At 64.4% G+C, this 14,418-nt stretch carries 14 protein-coding genes; 9 read left to right on the top strand and 5 right to left on the bottom strand.

From position 1 onward, the window contains the following. Nucleotides 1-19 precede the first annotated feature (19 nt). Nucleotides 20-691 (top strand): ribose-5-phosphate isomerase RpiA, encoded by a 672-nt coding sequence (gene rpiA, locus ACTIF6_RS07680; protein WP_439587376.1) that lies wholly within the window; start codon nt 20-22, stop codon nt 689-691. Nucleotides 692-720: 29 nt separating this feature from the next. Here rpiA and ACTIF6_RS07675 read toward each other — a convergent pair whose 3' ends face one another. The 3 genes from ACTIF6_RS07675 to ACTIF6_RS07665 form a co-directional block, all read right to left on the bottom strand. Beyond that, on the bottom strand, nt 721-1,404 hold the full coding sequence (locus tag ACTIF6_RS07675; protein ID WP_439587375.1) for a glutathione S-transferase N-terminal domain-containing protein: 684 nt from the start codon (nt 1,402-1,404) through the stop codon (nt 721-723). A gap of 31 nt (nt 1,405-1,435) precedes the next feature. Then, nucleotides 1,436-3,517, bottom strand: a complete 2,082-nt coding sequence (locus ACTIF6_RS07670) for a M3 family metallopeptidase (RefSeq protein ID WP_439587374.1) — start codon at nt 3,515-3,517, stop codon at nt 1,436-1,438. Between the two features lie 94 nt (nt 3,518-3,611). Next, nucleotides 3,612-4,082, bottom strand: a complete 471-nt coding sequence (locus ACTIF6_RS07665) for a YhbY family RNA-binding protein (RefSeq protein ID WP_439587373.1) — start codon at nt 4,080-4,082, stop codon at nt 3,612-3,614. Between the two features lie 44 nt (nt 4,083-4,126). Between ACTIF6_RS07665 and ACTIF6_RS07660 the strand changes: the two genes are divergently transcribed. The 5 genes from ACTIF6_RS07660 (at nt 4,127) to ACTIF6_RS07640 (ending at nt 9,668) form a co-directional block, all read left to right on the top strand. Continuing rightward, the gene (locus ACTIF6_RS07660) at nt 4,127-4,798 is read left to right on the top strand and encodes an RlmE family RNA methyltransferase (RefSeq protein ID WP_439587372.1); all 672 of its coding nucleotides are present in this window, start codon (nt 4,127-4,129) and stop codon (nt 4,796-4,798) included. A 150-nt stretch (nt 4,799-4,948) separates the two neighbouring features. Beyond that, nucleotides 4,949-6,865 (top strand): ATP-dependent zinc metalloprotease FtsH, encoded by a 1,917-nt coding sequence (ftsH, locus tag ACTIF6_RS07655; protein ID WP_439587371.1) that lies wholly within the window; start codon nt 4,949-4,951, stop codon nt 6,863-6,865. A 75-nt stretch (nt 6,866-6,940) separates the two neighbouring features. Further along, entirely contained in the window at nt 6,941-7,771 is an 831-nt protein-coding gene (gene folP, locus ACTIF6_RS07650) for a dihydropteroate synthase (RefSeq protein WP_439587370.1), read from the top strand. A 65-nt stretch (nt 7,772-7,836) separates the two neighbouring features. Then, nucleotides 7,837-9,180 carry a phosphoglucosamine mutase gene (glmM, locus tag ACTIF6_RS07645; protein WP_439587369.1) on the top strand — a complete coding sequence of 448 codons (1,344 nt, stop codon included), beginning with the start codon at nt 7,837-7,839 and terminating at the stop codon, nt 9,178-9,180. Further along, nucleotides 9,177-9,668 carry a GNAT family N-acetyltransferase gene (locus tag ACTIF6_RS07640; protein ID WP_439587368.1) on the top strand — a complete coding sequence of 164 codons (492 nt, stop codon included), beginning with the start codon at nt 9,177-9,179 and terminating at the stop codon, nt 9,666-9,668. The genes glmM and ACTIF6_RS07640 overlap by 4 nt, the downstream gene beginning before the upstream one ends. 4 nt (nt 9,669-9,672) lie before the next feature. On the opposite strand, the gene ACTIF6_RS07635 is transcribed toward ACTIF6_RS07640, so the two are convergent. After that, a complete protein-coding gene (locus ACTIF6_RS07635) occupies nt 9,673-10,875 on the bottom strand; it encodes an exo-beta-N-acetylmuramidase NamZ family protein (RefSeq protein WP_439587367.1) in 1,203 nt (400 codons plus the stop codon). Nucleotides 10,876-10,885: 10 nt separating this feature from the next. Continuing rightward, the gene (locus tag ACTIF6_RS07630; protein WP_439587366.1) at nt 10,886-11,437 is read right to left on the bottom strand and encodes a DOMON-like domain-containing protein; all 552 of its coding nucleotides are present in this window, start codon (nt 11,435-11,437) and stop codon (nt 10,886-10,888) included. Nucleotides 11,438-11,603: 166 nt separating this feature from the next. Here ACTIF6_RS07630 and ACTIF6_RS07625 point away from each other — a divergent pair, with 166 nt between their 5' ends. Genes ACTIF6_RS07625 through ACTIF6_RS07615 form a run of 3 tightly spaced genes read left to right on the top strand, consistent with a single transcriptional unit; the run spans nt 11,604 to nt 14,416 of the window. Then, nucleotides 11,604-12,443, top strand: a complete 840-nt coding sequence (locus ACTIF6_RS07625) for a GNAT family N-acetyltransferase (protein WP_439587524.1) — start codon at nt 11,604-11,606, stop codon at nt 12,441-12,443. Between the two features lies 1 nt (nt 12,444). Further along, nucleotides 12,445-13,449 carry a UDP-2,3-diacylglucosamine diphosphatase gene (locus ACTIF6_RS07620; RefSeq protein ID WP_439587365.1) on the top strand — a complete coding sequence of 335 codons (1,005 nt, stop codon included), beginning with the start codon at nt 12,445-12,447 and terminating at the stop codon, nt 13,447-13,449. Further along, complete coding sequence (locus ACTIF6_RS07615; RefSeq protein ID WP_439587364.1) at nt 13,349-14,416, top strand: glycosyltransferase family 4 protein; 1,068 nt, start codon at nt 13,349-13,351, stop codon at nt 14,414-14,416. Before ACTIF6_RS07620 ends, ACTIF6_RS07615 begins: the two co-directional genes overlap by 101 nt. Nucleotides 14,417-14,418 lie beyond the last annotated feature (2 nt).

Genomic DNA, 14,418 nt, shown 5'->3' with positions numbered 1-14,418 from the left:
GTTTTACCGATTGTCTCAAATGACCCAAGACGAACTCAAAGCCCTGGTGGGCCAGGCGGCCCTTCAATACGTGACACCAGGCGACATCGTGGGCGTGGGCACCGGCTCCACGGTCAACAAGTTCATCGAGGCATTGGCGAGCATCAGGGATCAGATTCCCGGCGCCGTGTCGAGCTCCGAAGCTTCCACCGCTCGCCTCAAGGCGCTGGGTATCGCGGTTTTTGAAGCCAATGCAGTGGGCGAACTTTCGGTGTACATCGATGGCGCCGATGAGATCGATGCACGCGGCCACATGGTCAAGGGCGGGGGCGCGGCGCTCACGCGCGAGAAGATCGTGGCGGCGCAGTCGCGTCGGTTCGTCTGCATCGCAGATGAATCGAAACTGGTCAGGACACTGGGTGCCTTTCCTTTGCCCGTCGAAGTGATTCCCATGGCCACTGCCCGACTGGTGCGCCAGTTCGCCGCCCTGGGAGGCCTGGCGCAGGTCCGCATCAGGGATGGGTCACCGCTCATCACTGACAACGGCCAGCACATCCTGGACGTGACCGGCTTGCAGATCAACGATCCGCTGTCGTTCGAAAGCGAAGTGAATCAGTGGCCTGGCGTGGTGACGGTGGGCGTGTTCGCTCACCAGAAAGCCAGCGTGTGCCTGCTCGGAACACCTGAAGGCGTCAAGACACTGACGTTCTGATCCGCGGAACACCTCCGCGCGCCCTCAGCTCAGAAGCGAATGCCGGCCGGGTTTTGTGCAGGCGGGGCGACGGGCACCTCGGCCGGTGCCGGCGCGGTGCGTCCCTGTGCGGTGGCAGGAGCGGTGGACGGCGTTGCGGCTTCTTCACTCCGGATCTCCACCAACGGGCTGGGTGCAGGTCGACGGTAGCTCGAGGGCAGGGCGGACTGCTTGGGGTAGCCGGCGGCGTCCAGGAACTTGGTCCATTCGGTGTCCGAGTAACCCTTGATCTGCTGGCCGCCGATGGTGAGGAAGGGCAGCGACAACTCGCCGCTCAGCCGCTTGAGAGCGTCGCTGTCCTGCGGGGTGTCGACGGTTTTCTCCGTGTAGGGAATGCCGCGTGCATTGAGCAGGTTGCGACCGCTGTTGCAGGGCGCGCAGTCCCGGCTGGAATACAAAGTGACCGGGAAACGGCTGTTGACCTGTCGCAGTTCGAACGGCAGTTGCGCGGTCGTGCTGGCGGCGCTCGAAGGGGCGCTGGCGCCGGCAGGCCTGCTGCTGGGGGTGGCCGCGGGCTGGGGCTGGTCGGAGAAAGAAACCTTGCCGTCTGGCCCGACGATGCGGTAAACCCCCTGTGCCAACGCCGGCGTGGCAAGCGCCAAGGCAATGAGACTTGCGCTCAGCAGCCGCAGCAGCGTTTCGTTCGTGGGGAATTCGGGACGGATCGCGTTCATGACGGCTCCTATCGACAGACTGCGGAAGAAATCAAGCCATGCCCTGGTGGCGAAGGAGTGCGTCGATGCTCGGCTCGCGACCACGGAAGGCCTTGAACGAGTCCATGGCAGGCCGGCTGCCCCCCGCTTCCAGGATGGCTTGACGGTAACGGCGTCCGGTGGCCACGTCCAGCGTGCTGTGGCCATTCTGCTGCGCCGCTTCTTCGAATGCGGCGTAAGCATCGGCCGACAGCACCTCGGCCCATTTGTAGCTGTAGTACCCGGCCGAGTAGCCGCCGGCAAAGATATGGCTGAACGTGTGCGGTGTGCGGCTGTAGGCCGGTGGCTTGAGCACGGCCACCTCGTCGCGCACTTCCTGCTGCAGCGCAAGGATGGCGTCGCCGCTGGTGGGTGGCTCGGCCTGGCTGTGCAACAGCATGTCGAACAGCGAGAACTCCACCTGCCGCAGCGTCTGCAGGCCGCTCTGGTAGTTCTTGGCGGCCAGCATCTTTTCGAATAGCGCGCGCGGCAGCGGTTCGCCGGTGTCCACATGGGCGGTCATGTGCTTGAGCACGTCCCATTCCCAGCAGAAGTTCTCCATGAACTGGCTGGGCAGTTCCACCGCGTCCCACTCCACGCCGCTGATGCCCGAGACATCGCGCTCGTTGACTTGCGTGAGCATGTGGTGCAGGCCGTGCCCGAACTCGTGGAAGAGGGTTATGACGTCGTCGTGCGTGAGCAGCGGGGGTTTGCCGTTCACGCCTTCGGCGAAATTGCACACGAGGTGCGCCACCGGGGTCTGCAGCGAGCCGGTGTCCGGCCGCAGCCAGCGGGCACGCACATCGTCCATCCAGGCGCCACCGCGCTTGCCGGTACGTGCGGCGGGGTCCAGGTAGAACTGACCCACCAATTCGGCACCCTGCGGACCACGTCGCTCGATGCGATAGAACTCGACACCCGGGTTCCAGACAGGTGCCTGGTCTCGACGGATCGCCACTTCGAACAGCGTCTCAACGATCTGGAACAAGCCCGCCAGCACCTTGGGCGCTGTGAAATAAGGTTTGACCTCCTGTTCGCTGAAGGCGTAGCGCGCTTCCTTGAGTTTCTCGCCGATGTACGGCCAGTCCCAGGCTTGAGGATCGGGCATGCCCAGTTGACCGGCTGCGAAGGCGCGCAAGTCAGCCAGGTCTTTCTCGGCATGTGGCCGGGCCTTGTGGCCCAGATCGCGCAGGAAGGCAATCACCTGCTCCGGCGACTCGGCCATCTTGGGCACGAGCGACACGTCGGCATAGTGGCGGTACCCGAGCAACCGGGCTTCCTCGTGGCGCAGCGCCAGCAACTCGCCCATGATGCCGGCGTTGTCGAACTTCACCGCTTCGCCCCCGGCCTGGTCGCTGGCGCGCGTGGCATAGGCTCGATAGAGCTTTTCGCGCAGCGGGCTGCTGTGCGCAAACTGCATCACGGGCAAATAGCAGGGCATTTTCAGTGTGAGCTTGTGCCCTTCTTTGCCCTCCGCGAGGGCGGCAGCGGCGGTGGCCTGCAGCACGTCATCGGGCACGCCATCCAGTTCTTCGGGAGTGGCGTACAGGGAAAAGGCATCGGTCGCGTCGAGCGCGTTCTCACTGAACTTCTGTGCCAGTTCGGCCTGGCGTTCCTGCAGCCAGGCAAAACGTTCCTTGGCTTTCCCCTGCAGGTCGGCACCACCCAGCACGAAGCCCAGCATAGCGTTGTGGTGGGCGCGAGCCTGCTCGGCAGTGAGCTGGGCCGGGTTCATGGATTTGTACTTCGCGTAGAGTCGCTCGTCGGCGCCCAGCCGCGTCCAGAATTCGGTTACCCGGGGCAGGGCTTCGTTGTAAGCGGCGCGCAATTCGGGCGTGTCGGCCACGCTGTTGAGGTGGCTGACCGCGCCCCAGGCCCGGGAGAGCCGCTCGGTGGGAACGTCTAGCGCCAACGAAATGCTGCGCCAGTCAGCCGGGAAGTCCTGCGCGGTGACCTTCTCCAGCGCGACATTGGCTTGCTGCAGCAACTCATCGACGGCTGGCGCCACCAAGGGGGGCGTGATGGCGTCGAACAGCGGCAGGTCGGAGAAATCCAGCAGGGGGTTCTGCGCGAAAGGGGCGGTGCGGTCGTTCATGCGTTCTCAGATGTGGCGCTGTGGATGGAATTCAAGCGAGGGCCAGCGGGAGATCCAGCGAGAGACAGGCGTGCGTGTGCGACCGCTGGCGCACTCACTGCGCGCTTTTCTTGATGCTCTTCTTCATGACTTTCGCGCGCTTGACCTGGCCACCCGGTGTGAGCCGCTGGTTGCCCAGCACCCGCACCACCTTGACCTCGGGGCGCTGGCCACCGCGCTTGCTAAATTTGAGCACCTTGACATCGCGCGGGCCGGGCATGCGCTCTTCGTCCACCGGCTTCTCCTTCGCCGGCATCGGCCGCCACAGCACGATGAGCTTGCCGATGTGCTGGATCGGTGCGGCGCCGAGCTCGTCGGCAAGCGTCTGCATCATGGCCTCGCGGGCGGTGCGGTCGTCGCTGAACACGCGGATCTTGATGAGCCCGTGTGCCTTGAGGGCCAGGTCGGCCTCTTTCTTGACGGCGGCGCTCAATCCGTCGCCCCCGATGTGCACGACGGGATCGAGGTGGTGCGCCTCGGCGCGGTGGACTTTGCGCTGGGCAGGGGTGAGGGTGATCTGGGGCATGGGACAATTATCGTTTACAAGCACCGCAGGCGACCCTCATGGGCATGAAAGTCAAGACCCAGAGCAAAAAGGTCAACAAGGCCTGGCTCAACCAGCACGTCAACGATCCGTATGTGCGCCTGGCGCAAAAGGACGGCTACCGTGCACGCGCCGCCTACAAGCTCAAGGAACTCGACGAAACGCTGGGGCTGATACAGCCTGGGCAGTGCGTGGTGGACCTCGGTTCGACCCCGGGCGCGTGGAGCCAGTACCTGCGGCGACGCCTCAGTCCGCAGGGTGCGGCGGTGGGCGAATTGCATGGCACCATCGTCGCGCTGGACCTGCTGCCCATGGACGCTGTGGAAGGCGTGCATTTCATCCAGGGCGATTTCCGTGAGCCGGAGGTGCTGGCGGAACTGGAGCAAGCACTGGTGGAGCGCGGGGTGCAACAGGTCGACGTGGTGGTTTCCGACATGGCCCCCAATCTGTCGGGCATCGGCATGACCGATGCGGCCCGCATCTCGGATCTGGTGGAACTGGCGGTCGATTTTGCCGTTCGTCACCTCAAGCCGGAAGGCGCGCTCGTGGTCAAGCTGTTCCATGGGGGCGCTTACGATCCCATGGTGGCCTTGTTCCGGACCACCTTTCGCACGGTCAAGGCGATCAAGCCCAAAGCGTCTCGTGACAAATCCTCGGAAACCTTCCTGGTGGGGCTGGGTCTCAAAAAACCGGGATGAGCGGGTTTTCGCGCTGTGGCACAAGCACTCGACTTGTGCAAATGTGGCCTTTGACACAGCCCCGTCACCATTCGGCGGCAGGGGTACTTGAAAGTCCTAGAATCAGAGGTATATGGGTATGTCTGACACTTTTGTCTCCAGGAGCTGCACTTGAACAACCAGTGGTTCTCGAAAATCGCCGTGTGGATGGTCATCGCCATGGTGCTTTTCACCGTTTTCAAGCAGTTCGACAGCCGCTCCGCCGCTGGCTCGGGCTACATGGGCTATTCTGAGTTCCTTGACGAGGTCAAGGCCCAGCGCATCAAGAGCGCCACCATCCAGGAGGGCCAGGGTGGCACTGAAATCGTTGCTGTCACACAAGACGACCGTCGTGTGCGCACCACGGCCACCTACCTGGACCGCGGTCTGGTGGGCGACCTGATCAACAACAACGTGAAGTTCGACGTGCGCCCCCGCGAAGAGAGCTCGCTGCTGATGACGCTTCTGGTGAGCTGGGGCCCGATGCTGCTGCTCATCGGCGTCTGGATCTATTTCATGCGACAGATGCAGGGCGGTGGCAAGGGCGGAGCATTCAGCTTCGGCAAGAGCAAGGCCCGCATGCTCGATGAGAACAACAACACCGTCACCTTTGCCGACGTGGCCGGATGCGACGAGGCCAAGGAAGAAGTGAAGGAAGTGGTCGATTTCCTGAAAGATCCGGCCAAGTTCCAGAAGCTGGGTGGGCGCATCCCTCGTGGTCTGTTGCTGGTCGGGCCTCCCGGCACCGGCAAGACCTTGCTCGCCAAGGGCATCGCTGGCGAAGCCAAGGTGCCGTTCTTCAGCATCTCGGGTTCCGATTTCGTGGAAATGTTTGTCGGCGTGGGTGCGGCCCGCGTGCGCGACATGTTCGAGAACGCCAAGAAAAACGCGCCCTGCATCATCTTCATTGATGAAATCGATGCAGTCGGCCGCCAGCGTGGTGCAGGCCTGGGCGGTGGCAACGACGAACGCGAGCAGACCCTCAACCAGATGCTGGTCGAGATGGACGGCTTCGAGACCAACCTGGGCGTGATCGTGGTGGCCGCCACCAACCGTCCCGACATTCTGGACGCCGCTCTGCTGCGCCCGGGACGCTTCGACCGCCAGGTCTATGTGACGCTGCCCGACATCCGGGGTCGTGAACAGATCCTCAATGTGCACATGCGCAAAGTGCCCCTGGGTACCGATGTGAACGCGAGCGTGATTGCTCGTGGTACGCCCGGCATGAGCGGTGCCGATCTGGCCAACCTGTGTAACGAGGCCGCCCTGATGGCTGCGCGTCGCAATGCGCGAGTGGTCGAGATGCAGGACTTCGAGAAGGCCAAGGACAAGATCTTCATGGGCCCCGAGCGCAAGAGCATGGTCATGCCCGAGGAGGAGCGCCGCAACACCGCCTACCACGAGTCGGGCCATGCGCTCATCGGCAAGTTGCTGCCCAAGTGCGACCCGGTGCACAAGGTCACCATCATTCCCCGTGGCCGCGCACTGGGCGTGACCATGAGCCTGCCAGCACAGGACCGCTACAGCTACGACAAGGACTACATGCTGAATCAGATCAGCATGCTGTTCGGTGGCCGTATCGCTGAAGAGGTCTTCATGAACCAGATGACCACCGGTGCCTCCAACGACTTCGAACGGGCGACCACCATTGCCCGCGACATGGTGATGCGCTACGGCATGACCGATGCGCTGGGTCCGATGGTGTACGCAGAAAACGAAGGCGAGGTGTTCCTGGGTCGTTCGGTGACCAAGACCACCAACATGAGCGAATCCACCATGCAGAAGGTGGATGCCGAGGTGCGGCGCATCATCGACCAGCAGTACAAGCTGGCCCGCGAGCTGATCGAACAGAACAGCGACAAGATGCACGCCATGGCCAAGGCCTTGCTGGAATGGGAAACCATCGACGCCGATCAGATCGACGACATCATGGCTGGCAAGCCGCCACGTCCGCCGAAAGACTGGACACCACGCAACCCCTCGGTGGGTGGTGGCGGCAGCGGCGGAACGCCTGCGGTAACCACCGATCCGACACCCTCGGCCGCCTGAGCGGACAACCTGGGTCAGACCACACACGGGGCCACGAGGCCCCGTTCCTGTTTCCGAGCTTCCTTTTCGAGCCCCATGCACTGGCAGACCTCCCGCTTCGACATCGATCTCTCTCTTCCACGGGTCATGGGGATCGTCAACGTCACGCCCGATTCGTTTTCCGACGGCGGCCAACACGACAGTACATCGGCAGCACTGCGCCATTGCGAGCGATTGCTGGCTGAGGGTGCGCACATCCTGGATATCGGCGGTGAGTCCACCCGCCCAGGCAGCCCGGCTGTGCCGCTGGACGAAGAACTGGCCCGTGTGCTGCCGGTGATTCGCGAAGCGGCCCGGCTTGGCGTTCCGTTGTCTGTCGATACCTACAAGCCCGAGGTCATGAGTGCCGCGCTCGATGTCGGTGCCGACATCATCAACGACATCTGGGCGCTGCGCCGTGAGGGCGCATCAGCGGTGGTGGCCGCGCACCCGCGCTGCGGTGTCTGCCTGATGCACATGCACCGCGATCCACAAACCATGCAGGTAGCCCCCATGGAGGGCGACGTGCTGCCACAGGTCATCGCCTTCCTGCGGGAGCGCACGGCCCTGCTGATGGCGCAGGGTGTGGCGCGCGAACGCATCGTGCTCGATCCGGGCATTGGTTTTGGCAAAACGGTGGCGCAGAATTTCAGCTTGCTGGCGCATCTGGAAGAGTTGGGCCTGGGGGAATTCGCCTCGCTGGCGGGCTGGTCGCGAAAATCGTCCCTGGGGCACGTGACAGGCCGCGAAAAGCCGGCGGAGCGGGTCGCTGCGAGCGTGGCCACCGCCGTGCTGGCAGTGGATCGCGGCGCGCGCGTGGTGAGGGTCCATGACGTGCGTGAAACAGTCGACGCTCTCTGTGTCTGGCAAGCGGTGCACACTGCTTGAACCACGACATGGCCCGCGATAATGTGCGTGCGGCACCACCCACAACAAGCAAGAAAGAAGACAGCATGCCCCGCAAGTACTTTGGCACCGATGGCATCCGTGGCACCGTCGGTCAACCTCCTATCACGCCCGACTTCGTGCTGCGTCTGGCACATGCGGTGGGGCGCGTGCTGCGGCGCACCGAAGCACACCCCAAGGTGCTGATTGGCAAGGACACCCGCATTTCGGGGTACATGCTCGAGTCTGCCCTCGAGTCCGGCTTCAACTCGGCTGGGGTGGATGTGGTCCTGCTGGGGCCCGTTCCCACGCCGGCCGTGGCCTACCTCACGCGAGCGCAGCGCGCCAGCCTGGGTGTGGTGATATCTGCCAGCCACAACCCCTTTGCCGACAACGGCATCAAGTTTTTCAACGCTCAGGGGGCCAAGCTGCCCGACGACTGGGAGCTTGCAGTCGAGGCTGCTCTCGACGAACCTCCCGTGTGGGTGGAGTCGGCCCAGTTGGGCAAGTCGCGTCGCCTCGATGACGCCGCCGGGCGCTATATCGAATTCTGCAAGAGCACCTGCGAGCACAACTTCACCCTCAAGGGTTTGAAGATCGTGGTGGACGGTGCGCATGGCGCGGCCTACCAGATTGCTCCAGCGGTCTTTCACGAACTGGGCGCTGAAGTGGTGCGCATCGGTTGCGCACCCGACGGCCTGAACATCAACCAGGGTGTGGGTGCCACGCATCCCCAGGCCTTGCTGGACGCGGTGAAGGCACATGGTGCCGACTACGGCGTGGCGCTTGACGGCGATGCCGATCGATTGCAGATGGTGGATGCGCGCGGCCGACTCTTCAATGGTGACGAGTTGCTGTACCTGATCGCGGCCGACCGGATGGCACGCGACGTGGATATCCCCGGTGTGGTGGGCACGCTCATGACCAACATGGCGGTGGAAGTGGCGTTCAAGGAACGCGGTGTCAAGTTCGTGCGCGCGAAGGTGGGCGACCGCTACGTGCTCGAAGAGCTGGAAAAGCATGGCTGGATCCTGGGTGGCGAGGGCTCTGGTCATCTGCTGGTGCTCGACCGCCACACCACCGGCGACGGCCTCGTCTCCGCGCTGCAGGTGTTGCACGCTTGCGTGGACAGCGGCAAGACCATGGCGCAATTGCTGGCCGATGTGACGCTGTTCCCGCAGGTCCTGATCAATGTGCGCCTGCAGCCTGGTCAGGACTGGAAATCCAATACCTTCCTGAGCGAGGAAACCCGCGCTGTGGAGGCCGAGCTGGGTGAGGCTGGTCGGGTGTTGATCCGGCCCAGCGGGACCGAGCCACTTCTGCGGGTGATGGTGGAGGCGCGTGACGCGAAACAGGCTCAGGCCTGCGCCGATCGGCTCGTTGCTGCGGTGCGCGCGCAAGTGCCGGCATGATGGCCGGCACCATTGCGGTCGTTCGCGCCGACTACGCTGAGCCGACGCACGCGGCTGCGCTGGTGATGCTGCTCGATGCCTACGCGAGCGACCCCGCCGGTGGTGGCGAGGGTCTGTCGGGCTTTGCAAAGGAACATCTTGTGGCCTCGCTGGCCGCAAGACCGCAGGCCTTCAGCGTGCTGGCCTTCGACGGTGATCAGCCCGTGGGGCTTGTCAATTGCATCGAAGGCTTTTCCACCTTCGCCTGCAAACCACTGGTGAACGTGCACGATGTCGCGGTGCTGGCCAGCCACCGTGGGCGTGGCATCGCCGAGCGCATGCTGGCCCAGGCGGAGATGATCGCTCGCGAGCGTGGCGCGGTGAAGTTGACGCTGGAGGTGCTCTCGGGCAACCACGGCGCCGTGCGGCTGTACGAGCGAATCGGCTTTGCCGGCTACCAGCTGGACCCCGCCATGGGCACGGCGGTGTTCCTTCAGAAATGGCTCTAAGCCCTCAGTACAGCAGGTAGGCTTGCCGCTCGGCGGCCCAGGCGGCTTCGTCCACCGCCGCTACCGCTTCCAGCGCATCGGGCTCGGCCGACACGTCGTCCACCCACTCGCGCATCAGCGGCCCACCATTGATGAGGTCAATTGCCAGGCGGTCGTGTTCGTACTCATAAGGGAAATCGCGCCAGAGCGGGTAGTCGGGCGATTGCAGCCTCAGTGCGCGAAACGCGAGCGCCTGCAGCCGCCAGGGCTTGAACGCGGTGTGGTCGTAGTGCGTCGGATCCTCCACGTGGATCTGCACGCCTTGGCACAGTTTGCCCACGTGCTTGTGGAAGGTGGGTTCGAAAAAGCACTCGCGCAGCACGCAGCCTTGTAGCCACTGGGGTGCCAGGTCACGCATGTCTGCCACCAGTCGGCGCGCGTCCAGGTCGGGTGCACCGAAGAGTTCCAGCGGCCGGGTGGTGCCGCGGCCTTCGCTGAGCGTGGTGCCTTCGAGCATCACCGTGCCCGCGTAGGCACGCGCCATGCTCAGATTGGCTGCGTTCGGGCTGGGGTTGACCCAGGTGCGCTCCGTGGGCCAGCCGTATCCAGGGGATGACTCGGGCTGCCAGCCTTCCATGGTGATCACGCGGTATTCCAGTTTCAGGCCCAGCGTGGCAATGAACCATTGGCCGAGTTCGCCCATCGTCATGCCGTGGCGCATGGGCATGGGGCCGGCGCCCACGAAGCTCTCCCAGCCCTTGCGCAAAGCAAGACCTTCGATTGGACGTCCCGCGGGATTGGGTCGATCCAGCACCCACACGGCCTTGTCATGTTCCGCGGCGGCCTCCAGCACATACCGCAACGTGGTGATGAACGTGTAGATGCGGCAACCCAGGTCCTGCAAATCGACCAGCAACACGTCGAAGCTGTCCATCATGACGTCGGTGGGGCGGCGCACCTGGCCATAGAGGCTGAACACCGGAATGCCCAGGCGTGGGTCGTTGAAGTCGGGCGACTCGACCATGTTGTCCTGCTTGTCGCCGCGCAGGCCGTGCTGCGGGCCGAAAGCCGCGCTGAGCTTCACGTCGGGCAGGGCGGCCAGCGCGTCCAGCGAATGGGTGAGATCGCGCGTCACCGAAGCAGGGTGGGCGAGCAGGGCCACACGGCGCCCGGCGAGCGGTGCGCGCAGGGCCGGGTCATTCAGGAAGCGTTCGATGCCGAGTTGCATAGAGGTTCGTTCAGTTTCGCGCGAGGCGGAGAGCCCGGCCGTCGCGGTGGTGGAAATCGGGTCGATCTTTTGGATGCGCCAGTGCCCAGTAGCTCAGGCGGCCATCGGCTTCTTCGACGACAGCGCAGAGACCCAGCGCAACGACGGGGCCGGCGGGCAGGCTGGCGACGGGCAGGCGGGCCGTGAGCTGAAGTTCGTCCGTCGTTGTCGAGACATGGAGAGCTGGCTGGGTCACATCCGCCGCGGTATCGCGCACGCGCTCCGTCTGGAACCGGTATGCCGCCCATTGCCCGGAAGGTGAGAAGTTGAACTCGCGATAGGCCGCCTCACCCTCTGCGCCCACGAAGGCCTCGAAGCAGGTGTGTTGCCACAAGCCATCGGCGGGGCCAGTGGACGCGTTGAGAGGGATGCGCAGCGCGGCCATGGGACCCAGCAGGCGGTATTGCAACACCCATTCGGTTTCGTCCACATGCACCTGCACCGCCAGCGAAAGCGCCACACCCGCGGGCGTGGCGGGATGGCACTGCAGTGCATGGGTGTGTGTGGGGGAGGGCGTGTTCACAGGCCCGTATTTTGTCAGGACCCCCGGGCACACCTTCGTTCGATGTCACGAAAGCTTCATGCCATTGCCACGCAAGGGACACGCAGCCCTCCAAGAATGCAGGTTCATGACGACGACGCAATACCTCAACACGGCGCCCATCGCGGGCGCAGCACAGGAGCCCGCCATGAAAGAACTGCCCACCCCCACGCTGAGCCTGTCGCCGATCGCCTTGCCACGGGGGTCACTTCATCGCCCGGCGCCCGCGCCGGCCGCTGCCCGGGTTGCTGGTGGCATCGAAGTTTCCTGGGCACGCCATCTGGACGAAGTTCGTGAGGCGCAACGGCTGAGGCATTCGGTGTTCGCTGGCGAGATGGGCGCCATTCTGTCCGATGCGGTGCCCGGTCACGACGTGGACTTGTTCGACGATTTTTGTGAGCACCTCCTGGTGCGCGATACCACCAGCCGCGAAGTGATCGGCACTTACAGAGTACTCACGCCGGCCCAGGCCCGGCGTGTGGGCAGCACCTACAGTGACACGGAGTTCGACCTCACCCGGTTGCGCACCGTGCGCGAGCGCATGGTGGAGCTCGGGCGCAGTTGCGTGCACCGCGAACACCGCCATGGCGGTGTCATCATGGCCCTCTGGGGGGCGCTGGCCGAGTTCATGGTACGCAACCAGCTCGACACCATGATCGGCTGCGCGAGCATTCCCATGCAGCACGAAGGCCCGCACGGGATGGTCGGAGGCGGCCATGCCGCGGCCAGCATCTGGCGCCAGGTGAAAGAGACGCATCTGGCACCGATCGATTTCCACGTGCGCCCCCGCCTGCCGCTGCCGATCGAGCAGCTCGACGACACGCTCGATGTGGAGCCGCCAGCGTTGATCAAGGGTTATTTGCGCCTGGGTGCCAAGGTGCTGGGCCCGCCGGCCTGGGATCCCGACTTCAACGCCGCGGACCTGCCCATGCTCATGCGCATTTCCGATCTCCCGGCCCGATACCGCAAACACTTCCTGGGGGCGTGACATGGCACCCCCCGCCGCGCTTCGCGCGACCCCCCATGGGGCGGCACTGGCGGCCTGGCAAAGCCAGTTCCGCGGTGTCCTGGACGATGGGGGCACCGCGCCGCTGCCGGACGAGGAGCCGGAACCCCACGGCGATGGCGGCGAACGGGCCCGCTACCGGGCCGTATTCATTTCTGACCTGCACCTGGGCACCGCCGGCTGCCAGGCCGGGCCCTTGCTGGATTTCCTCAAACACCATCCTAGCCAGACGCTGTACCTGGTGGGCGACATCATCGATGGCTGGCAACTGCGCCGCCGCTGGTTCTGGCCTCAGGCGCACAACGACGTGGTGCAGAAGCTGCTGCGCCGCTCTCGCAAGGGGTGTCGCGTGGTGTTCGTGCCCGGCAACCACGACGAATTTGCGCGCCAGTTCAGCGGCCACCAGTTCGGTGGCATCGAGGTGGTCAACGAAGCGGTGCACACCACCGCCGATGGCCGCCGACTCTGGGTGGTGCATGGCGATCATTTCGACGGTGTGATCCAGTGCGCCAAATGGCTGGCTTACCTGGGCGACAACGCCTACGAACTCTCGCTGCGGCTCAACCGTCACATCAATTCCCTGCGCGTGCGCATGGGTCTGCCGTACTGGTCCTTGTCCCAGTACCTCAAGCACAAGGTCAAGAGTGCGTTGAACTACGTGACGGATTTCGAGCGGGCTGTGGCAGCCGAAGCTCGGCAGCGTGGCTACCAGGGCGTGGTCTGCGGCCACATCCATCGGCCCGAGATGCGCATGATCGACGGCACGCTCTATTGCAACGATGGCGACTGGGTGGAGAGCCTCTCCGCTCTGGTGGAGCACTTCGACGGGCGGCTCGAGCTGGTTCACTGGCGGCCTTCCATCCAACCGGAAATGAAGGGGGACCTGCATGAAAATCCTGATCGTGACGGACGCCTGGCAGCCGCAGGTCAATGGCGTGGTGACCACGCTCGTGGAGTTGGTGCGCCAGCTTCAAGTCTTGGGCCATGACGTAGCGGTCATCCACCCAGGCCAGTTTCGCACCCGCGCCTGCCCGGGATACGCCGGCATCGATCTGGCCCTGTTTCCTGGGCGCCGCCTCGGCGCGCTGATGGACGCTGCCGGAGCCGACGCCATCCACATCGCGACCGAGGGGCCACTGGGTTGGGCGGCCAGGCGCCACTGCCTGCGCCGCAAGCTCGCGTTCACCACCGCATTCCACACCAAATTTCCTGAAATCCTGCATGCCGCATTGGGCGTACCTTTGTCCTGGGGTTACGCGCTGTTTCGCCGCTTTCACCGTCCCAGCGCTGGCGTCATGGTGCCCACCCAGGGTGTGCTGGAGATGCTTCACTCGCGGGGCTTTCAGCGCTTGAGGGCCTGGACCCATGGGGTGGACACCCGCCTGTTTGCCCTGGCCGATCCACCCGTCAGCTGCGCCGTGCTCGGCCCCCTGGCGCATCCAGTCAGCCTGTTCGTGGGACGCATCTCGTACGAAAAGAACATCGAGGCCTTCCTGCGGCTCGACGTGCCCGGCAGCAAGGTGGTGTGTGGCGTTGGCCCGCTCGAAGCGGGATTGCGCCAGCGCTACCCCAATGTGCACTGGCTCGGCGTGTTGCCACGTCACGAACTGGCCCAGGTTTACGCGGCGGCGGATGTGTTTGTATTTCCCAGCCGCAACGAGACCTTCGGACTGGTCATGCTCGAGGCGATGGCCTGTGGCGTCCCGGTGGCGGCATACCCGGTCGATGGCCCTTTGCAGGTGCTGGCCGACAGCGGCGCAGGCGCCATGAACGAAGACCTGCGCGAGGCGTGGTGCGCGGCGTTGAAGGTCAAGCGCTTCGAAGCGCGAGACCGCGCTCTGCAATTCGGCTGGGGCAGGGCGGCCGAGCTCTTTGTGTCGTACCTGAGCGTGCTGCCCAAGACCAGCAGACCCGTGACCAATCTGTCACACAAACGTCATGGGCTCGTTCAATAATC

The organism is Hydrogenophaga sp., assembly GCF_051860785.1.
Lineage (GTDB): Bacteria > Pseudomonadota > Gammaproteobacteria > Burkholderiales > Burkholderiaceae_C > Hydrogenophaga.
Note: the sequence above shows the minus strand (reverse complement) of the source record. Positions and strands in the feature narration are given on the sequence as shown.